Genomic DNA, 7585 nt, shown 5'->3' on the forward strand with positions numbered 1-7585 from the left:
CGCGATGCCGACCGCCGCAATCACCTGCCCGACGTGCCACACTCCGCTGCAGCTCAGCCTCGAGCCCGTGCAGCCTGTGCAACCCGCACCGCAGCCTCAGTTCCCGGCGCCTCCGCCCCGGGGAGTCGTCACTCCGAAACCCGCACCGGTCGCAGCTCGAACGACCAGGCCGGCCCCGCCGTACGAGTCTGTTGGCGCGCCGCACCGCCTGCCGGAGCCGCCTCGGCAGCCCAAGCCCACCCACAAGGCGCGACACCTGAGTCCACAGGGCACCTTGCTGAGCCTCGGCGTACTGCTGCTCCTCGCGGCCGGTGTCACCTTCCTGGCCGTCAACTGGGACAGCCTTCCCGTCTCCCTGCAGGCCGGCATCATCGGCACCCTGGCCGCCCTCGCCTTCGCGGGCTCCGTCCCCGCGAGCCGGCGCTCCCTGGCCGGCACCGCCGAGGCCCTCGCGATTCTCGGCTGCGGCCTGCTCACGGTCGACCTGTACGGCGTCCGCGCCCTGGGCCTCGGCTCGCTGGACGGCATCGACTGGTTCACCTACAGCGCGATCGTCTTCGGAGCCCTTGCCCTGATCAACCTCCTGATGACGCGGATGGCACCGAAGGTCGTCACGTACGGTGTCACCACCGTCATCGCCGGTCAGCTTCCGCTGGCGCTGGTCCTGATCGACCGCACCAGCCTCCCGGTGCTGCTCGCCGCTCTCCTGGCCCAGGTGGTCATCACGCTGATCCTGTCGGCCAAGGGCACCACGGTCGTCCGTCGTACCGGCGCGATCACCTCGGCCGTGGTCTTCTGCGGCATCCTGCTCGCCGGCATGACCCGAACCTTCGTCGGCCTGCTCGCGACGTACTCCACCGGCGGCTACCTCGACCTCGGCCCGGTCCCCACGCACGCGGAGCTGCTGAAGACGGTCGCGACGGCCGCCGTCGTCTGTCTCGCCGCCGCGACCGGCCTGGTCATCCTCCGCAAGCGCCCGCTCCCCGCCTCGGTCCAGTGGGGACTTGGCGAGTCCGTCTGCGCCGCCGGGGCCGGGTTCGCCGTCGCCACCTGTCTCCCGCAGATCCCCGGACCCGGCCGCTGGCTGACCACCGGCGTCCTCACCGTCCTGGGGATCACGGAGATCGTGCTGGCCCGTCGAACCGGCAAGCTCGCCCTCATCCTGCACGTCGGCATCATCACCGTGGCTGCGGTCGACCTCCTCTTCTGCCTGGCACGGGACGACATCCGGCAACTCGGTTTCCTCGCGGCGATCGTCGCCGTACTGGCGGTCTTCGCCGCTGTGCGCAAGGTCGTCGACGCGGTCCCGGCCGCGGGAGTCGCATCGCTTGCCGCGCAGATCGCGATCCTGCTGTGCGCCGGCGACGAGTACATCGGCCTCTGGGCCGCCGCGGTCAGTCTCGCGGTCGTCGGCGCGGCCGGCATCGGACTCGCGTGCCGGTACGTCGGTCAGCCGCTGGAGCGGGTGTTGATGAGTACTGCGGCGCTTGCCGTCCTGCTCGCGCAACTCATGGCCGTGATGGTGACCGCCGCCGACACGGCGACCGGCGTCGTACTGACCATTGCGGCGGCACCGCTGGTTGCCTATGGCATGAATCCGGTGCGGCGGATCGGACTGCTGGTCGCCGGCCTGCTGCTGATCATCGCCAACACGGCCTTCGTCGTCGCCTCCGGAGCAACCACGGTCGAGTGGTTCACGGTCCCGCCGGCGGTCGTCATGCTCGCGATCGGCGTACTGGCCTGGCGCAACGAATCCAGCTGGGTCTACCTCGGCCCCGGCCTGCTGATCGGGCTGGTTCCTTCCGCTTTGCTTGCCGATAGCAACGACAACTGGATCCGGGTGCCCCTGGTCGTCGCCGCCGCGCTCGCGGTCATCCTGGTCGGTGTTTACCGCGGCCTCCAGGCCCCCTTCGTCATCGGCGCCGCGGTCCTCGCCAAGATCGGCGTCTGGCAGTTCCTCGAGGTCGCCCCGCTGATCCCCCGCTGGATCACCCTCGGCGCCGCCGGCACCATCCTCCTCACCGTCGGCGCCACCTACGAACGCCGCCTCACCCAAGCCAAACAAGCCGCCCGCTGGGTCACCGCCCTGCGGTGACGCGCGCGCTCGGTTTCCCGGATGGCCTGCTGGTCCGCATACTTGGTTCGAGGAGAATCACGACCCGGGGGCCGGATGACGAACCGCAGCGACAAGCAGACCGCGGATGTACTGCTGCTTGCCAGCGTGCTCGAGAAACTCCGCACCCATGACGGCCTCACCACCGCTCGACTGCACGCCGGCCGGTCCGGCATCGCAGCACCTCTGATGGAGCTCGCGGCCACCCGCCGGTTCGCCTCGGTTCACGAGCTCGACCCTGCGTCGGCCGCGTTCGACCTGGTCGCCACCTGCGTCGGCGACGACCTCAACGGCACCCATCAGATCGTCGCCGACGCGATCTTGGCCCTCGGACTGCATACGGAGACCTACACACGCGCCGGGATCGAGGAGCGCATCACTCTCGGGCTCTACAGCACCTCCCTGGGCCGCCGCCGCGAGACCCTCCTCAACAACTGGCACCGCCTCCACCAGGCCCTCGGTCACAAGCCCGGCGAGGCCCCCAGCGACCGAGCTCTCCGCGGCACCACCGAACCCGCCGTACTCCGGGAGCTCGCCAACCAACTCATCCGCCGAGACATCTACTCCGTCGGCTCGAAGACCGTCGCGATGCTCGACGCCGCCCCGACCGCCGACACTCCACGGAAAGGCCGTGTGATCGTCGTCGGCGGCGCGGTCATGGACGCGACGTTCCGCATCAAGGCGCTGCCGGCTCCCGAGACGTCGACTGAGGCGTACGGCTTCGACCTCTCCCCCGGCGGCAAGGCGCTGTCTCAGGCGGTCGCGGCCGCTCGGCTCGGTCTGCACACCTCCCTGATCGCTGCGGTCACCGACGACCGCTTCGGCGAAGAGATCCTGCAGTACCTGCGCGACGAGGGTGTCGACACGTCCTTGGTCAAGCGCGTCCGCGGCCGCCGTACGCCGTTCACCGGCGTCTTCGAACGCGAGCTCGGCGACAGCATCGCGGTCAACTGGCGCAACCAGGCCGAGGTGTTCTTGGAGCCCGAGGACATGGACGAGCGGTACGACCACCTGGCCGGCTGCGACGCGTTGCTGATGACCTTCGAGGTCCCGCGGGAGACGATGCAGCAAACGCTCGCATTGGCCCATCGCACCCCAGCCAGTCGGCCACTGGTGATCGTGACGCCAGGACAGCCGTACGTCGACGAACGCATCTCGCGGGATGCCTTCCCGAGGATCGACTACCTGGTCGCGCACCCCTGGGAGCTCGGCCACTTCGCGTCGCAGGGCCTCAGCCCGTTCGACCCGGATCCAGTCGCGCGGAACCTGCTCGCCTTCGGGGTGGAGACCCTCTGCCTGCTGGTCAACGGCGGATGCACGGTGTACTCCGGCCCTGCCCACGAGGTGCTCAGCGTGCCGATCATCCCGTCGATCTACAAGGAGTCGTCGGCCTCGCGTGACGCCTTCTGCGCGGCGTTGGCGGCCAGGCTGATCGACAACGACCGGAAGTTCACCGGCGAGGTGGCGCTGTGGGCGGCCGCCGCGATGTCCTGCGCGTCCGCCGACTTCCCGCTGTCCAACTCGATGCCCGACCGCAAACGCATCGACGCGCTGCTGTCCCGCTCGCCGTTCACGGTGACCGGCGGTGGCCTGGGCTAGCGCCGGAGGCGGCGCTGGTTCTCGAGCGGGACGGGCTCGGTGATGCCGCGGAGGCGGCAGCAGTAGATCACTGAGTCCAGCAGCTTGGCGCGGCTCTGCTCGAAGCGGCCGCCGGGGTTGGCGCGACGCAGTTCGGCCAGGTTCGCGCCGCCGTACCGGGTCCGGAGCTGACGTGGGCTGGCGTAGATGCCGTCGACGTACAGATAAGGCCGCGCCTCGATCGACATCCACTGCTGCCAGTTGGCGGCCCGGTAGCTGGATCCGACGAATCCGAGATTCGGGTCGACCGCGGTGGTCAGCAGTTGTACGCCGGGAATCTCGCGCCGGATCACCTGCCGGACTTTCGACAGCAGATACGAGATCGCATTCACCGGAGCGACGTCGAACGAATACACCCGGGACACGTCCCAGGCCGCGCCGAGCGGTACGCCGAACTGCGCCTGCAACTGCTTGCCGACCCGCATCCATTCCAGCGGGGAAACACTGCAGAGCGTGACCGGGAGCTTGTTCACCGGGTCCACCAGCGCGAAGTTCACCGAGCCTGCACGGGCGCTGCGCAGGTAATGCAGACGACTGAATATCTGGTCGGCATCGGTATTCCCGAGCCGCACGAAACGCAGGTCGGTGAGCTCGTACTTGTCTTTCGGAATGAGGTCTTCTATCGCCTGCTGATCGCGCTGCAGACGGGCCGCATTGCGATTCAGTTCGGCGATCACCGCATTGCGTCCGATGGTCCCGTTCGGCCGTGCCAGCCGGGGCAGATGGAGCAGCGTGCGCACGCTCAGCGCACGGCTCGGGACGTCGTGCCGCTGCACGGCGTCGAGCAGCAGGTCGGCGAACCCCGGTGCATGCCTCCGGCAATCGTCGAGCGAGAACCTGGCTGCCTGGGAGTGGACGACTGCTGGAACTGGAGGCGGTGGGACGTCCGCCATAGCCGCCGGGCCGGCGGCGCTGATCACCACACCCGGAATGCTAGCGGACGGTTGCCGCGTCCTCGCAACTTCCCAACCGGACGAGTTTTGGCGGCGTGTTGTGCCAGTTCCTGCCAGTTGGCAGGCCGGGTCTGCCAACTGGCGCAAAGCGATACCGGGAAAGCCGCCAGCGTATCAACGCCGCCTGCCAAAGCTCCGGTGCGCGCCGGCGCGAGGTTGCCAAAATCATGTCCGGACAAAGAAAGTCGTGCCAATGTATATGGATTGACAACCGATTGTCGCGGCGTTCACTGAAAGCGTAACCAGTAACGCCGAGCCGCCGCCCAACTCTAACCAGTGAGCGGCGAAAGACAAGAACTCAAGGGAAGTGAATCGAAGGAAAAGAGGAAACGCCATGCCTCCCAACGAATTCGTCGCGACCGTTGTCGTGCTGGCCAGTGCGGTGCTCTTGATCTCCTTCTGGAAACAGATTCTGTTCATTCTGCTCTTCGGGGTGGTCATGGTCTTCTGCTTCGGCCTGTACAACGTCGCCACCGCCATGGGGCACTGACCGCAGCATCCCCGCAGTACCCCTCGACACCCGCCCGGGACTCCCCCGGGCGGGTATTTTCCGTAGGCTCGCAGACGTGAGTGACTCCGCCGCGGATCTCAGCCTGACCGAGGTGCTCCCGTTATTGGGGCAGCGCAAACTCTCCGCGCGTGAACTCGTCGAGGATTGCCTGCGCCGGATCGAGTTGTCCGAATCATCGGTTCGCGCATTCGTCACCCGCACTCCCGACCTCGCGCTGGAAGCCGCCGACCGTGCCGACCAGGCCCGGGTGACGGGCGAGCCGGTCGGCCCCCTGGCCGGCGTACCCGTCGCGGTGAAGGACGTGTTCCTCACCAAGGGCGTGCTCACCACCGCGGGCAGCCAGGTCCTGGCCAACTACGTCCCGGCTGAGAACGCCGCCGTCTGGGAACGCCTGTCGGCCGCCGGCGCCGGGTTGCTCGGCAAGACCACGACCCACGAGTTCGCCTACGGTACGGCGTCGACGCCGACGGCCAACCCGTGGGACGTACGCCGTACCCCTGGTGGTTCGTCCGGCGGATCAGCGGCCGCGCTCGCCGGCCGGATGGTCCCGATCGCCACCGGCACCGACACCGGCGGCTCGCTCCGCATCCCGGCCGCCGCGTGCGGCGTCTGCACCCTCCGCAGCGCCCGCGGCCGCATCTCCCGGTACGGCGCGATCCCGCTGAGCCCGTCGTTCGACGTGGCAGGTCCGATGGCTCGGCGGATGCTCGACATCTCGATCCTGATGCACGTGCTGGCCGGACACGACCCGCGCGACCCGGCGACACGGGACGAGCCGATCCCGTCGTACCCGCTCGAGCCGCCGACCGATCTGAGCGGCGTACGCATCGGTCTGCCGACCAAGATGTCCTGGCAGCAGGTCGACGATCGGATCGCCGCGGTCTGCCGGGACGCACTCGACCTACTGGTCGCCCGCGGCGCACAGCTGGTCGAGATCGGCAACCCCGCGAACGCCAAGACAGTCCTCGAGAAGTCCACCGGCGTCTTCGACACCATCAACGAGAGCGAAGCCCACCAGATCCACGACGCCCTGGTCCCCCACAGCCACCTCTACACGCCCCAGGTCCGCGAACGGGTCCGCAAAGGCGAACGCATCAGCCCCGAACGCTACGCCGAGGCCCTGCGCCTGAGAGATCAATGGACCCACGACTGGCGCGAGATCATGACCACCCACCGCCTCGACGCCATCGCCCACCCCACCATCGACGCCGCCCCACCCCTGATCGACCACACCCGCCCACCCAAAGGTCCCCGCATCCGCCTGTCCGTCCCCTGGTCCATCGCCGACTTCCCCGCCCTCAACGTCCCCGCCGGCTTCGACACCCGAGGCCTCCCCGTAGGCCTCTCCCTGGCCACCACCCCCGAACGCGAAGCCAATCTCCTAGCCCTAGGCATCCGCATAGACGAAGACCTCCACCTCTGGCGCCACGGCCCCCCAACCGGCGTTTAGCTGATGGGTGGGATGGATTCCGCGAAGTGAAGTGGATTGGGGATTCGGCCCCTGGTGGGGATTGGGGGGCGGGTGTCGAGGTCTTTGTAGCCGAGGGTTAGGCGGTAGGCGTTGAGGGGGTAGCGGGCGAAGGTTTCGGCGGTTAGGGCGGTGGCGGACAGGCGGTCGGCGTATTCGGGGTGGGCGGTGGTGTAGAGGTCTATTTCGCCTCGGGCCAATCCCCAGAAGGTGTCTTCGGGGATGAGGTTGAGGTCGGATAGGGGGTTCAGGACGCCTAGCCCGGATCTTTCGTGACTCCGTCGCGGGCGGCGGCCGCGGCTTGGTGGCCGGCATTCGGGGTTGATTCTTGCAGTCGGGTAGGACAGGGACCCGAGTGTCGTCTCGGGTGGGCGCGGTTCCACGGGCCGGGTCTGTTTTCGGGTCACAGTGACGGGTGGGGTGTCCTCAGCCGGGCGCGGTGAGTGCGCGGACCCGAATGAGGCCGGCGTGTAGCAGGGCGGTCCAGGCGCCGTTGCGGGCGAGGTGGACGACGGTGCGGCGGCCGGTCCGGGCGAGCCTTGCGGCGGTCGAGAACAGCCGCAGGCGTAGGCGTTTGGGTTCCCACCGGCGCGCCTCATGGGTGGTGCCGTCGGCATCGGTGAACGCGAGTAGCTGCATCCAGGTGGTGAGTTCGCAGGCCAGGGCGACGATCGCGCACCAGATCTGGTTCTGAGCGAAGTCATGCAATGGGAGATTCCTGAGTCCGGTGTCCTTGGCGCAGCGGATCCGGTCTTCGGCGCGGGCCCGGCGGCGGTGGCGTAGTTCGAGATCGGCGAGTTGCCCGCGGGCGGTGTTGGTCGCGAACGCGGTGATCCGGTGCCCGTCCACGTCGGTGAGGCGCAGTTGGGCACCGGGGTGGGGGCGTTCCTTGCGGACGATCA

At 68.5% G+C, this 7585-nt stretch carries 6 protein-coding genes; 4 read left to right on the forward strand and 2 right to left on the reverse strand.

Annotation, left to right across the window (positions count from 1 at the left end; all coding sequences use genetic code 11):
* The first annotated feature begins 4 nt into the window (after positions 1-4).
* On the forward strand, positions 5-2095 hold the full coding sequence (locus ACXC9Q_RS07615) for a DUF2157 domain-containing protein (RefSeq protein ID WP_457055751.1): 2091 nt from the start codon (positions 5-7) through the stop codon (positions 2093-2095).
* 75 nt (positions 2096-2170) lie between these two features.
* Entirely contained in the window at positions 2171-3712 is a 1542-nt protein-coding gene (locus ACXC9Q_RS07620) for a carbohydrate kinase family protein (protein WP_457055752.1), read from the forward strand.
* On the opposite strand, the gene ACXC9Q_RS07625 is transcribed toward ACXC9Q_RS07620, so the two are convergent.
* Positions 3709-4674, reverse strand: a complete 966-nt coding sequence (locus tag ACXC9Q_RS07625) for a Mom family adenine methylcarbamoylation protein (RefSeq protein WP_457055753.1) — start codon at positions 4672-4674, stop codon at positions 3709-3711. The two genes, ACXC9Q_RS07620 and ACXC9Q_RS07625, sit on opposite strands and share 4 nt — an antisense overlap.
* 364 nt (positions 4675-5038) lie before the next feature.
* Between ACXC9Q_RS07625 and ACXC9Q_RS07630 the strand changes: the two genes are divergently transcribed.
* Both ACXC9Q_RS07630 and ACXC9Q_RS07635 read left to right on the forward strand, forming a co-directional pair.
* The gene (locus ACXC9Q_RS07630; protein WP_328521459.1) at positions 5039-5194 is read left to right on the forward strand and encodes a hypothetical protein; all 156 of its coding nucleotides are present in this window, start codon (positions 5039-5041) and stop codon (positions 5192-5194) included.
* 76 nt (positions 5195-5270) lie between these two features.
* Positions 5271-6665, forward strand: coding sequence for an amidase (locus tag ACXC9Q_RS07635; RefSeq protein WP_457055754.1), 1395 nt, complete (start codon positions 5271-5273; stop codon positions 6663-6665).
* 444 nt (positions 6666-7109) lie between these two features.
* Here ACXC9Q_RS07635 and ACXC9Q_RS07640 read toward each other — a convergent pair.
* Positions 7110-7585, reverse strand: a 476-nt coding sequence (locus tag ACXC9Q_RS07640; protein ID WP_457055755.1) for a transposase, incomplete at its 5' end; no start/stop codon positions are given.

It is taken from the genome of Kribbella sp. CWNU-51 (assembly GCF_054073265.1).

Excerpts from the sequence above, each read along its gene's own strand:
- ACXC9Q_RS07615 (WP_457055751.1), top strand. The coding sequence starts at position 5 with ATGCCGACCGCCGCAATCACCTGCCCGACGTGCCACACTCCGCTGCAG.
- ACXC9Q_RS07620 (WP_457055752.1), top strand. The coding sequence starts at position 2,171 with ATGACGAACCGCAGCGACAAGCAGACCGCGGATGTACTGCTGCTTGCC.
- ACXC9Q_RS07630 (WP_328521459.1), top strand. The coding sequence starts at position 5,039 with ATGCCTCCCAACGAATTCGTCGCGACCGTTGTCGTGCTGGCCAGTGCG.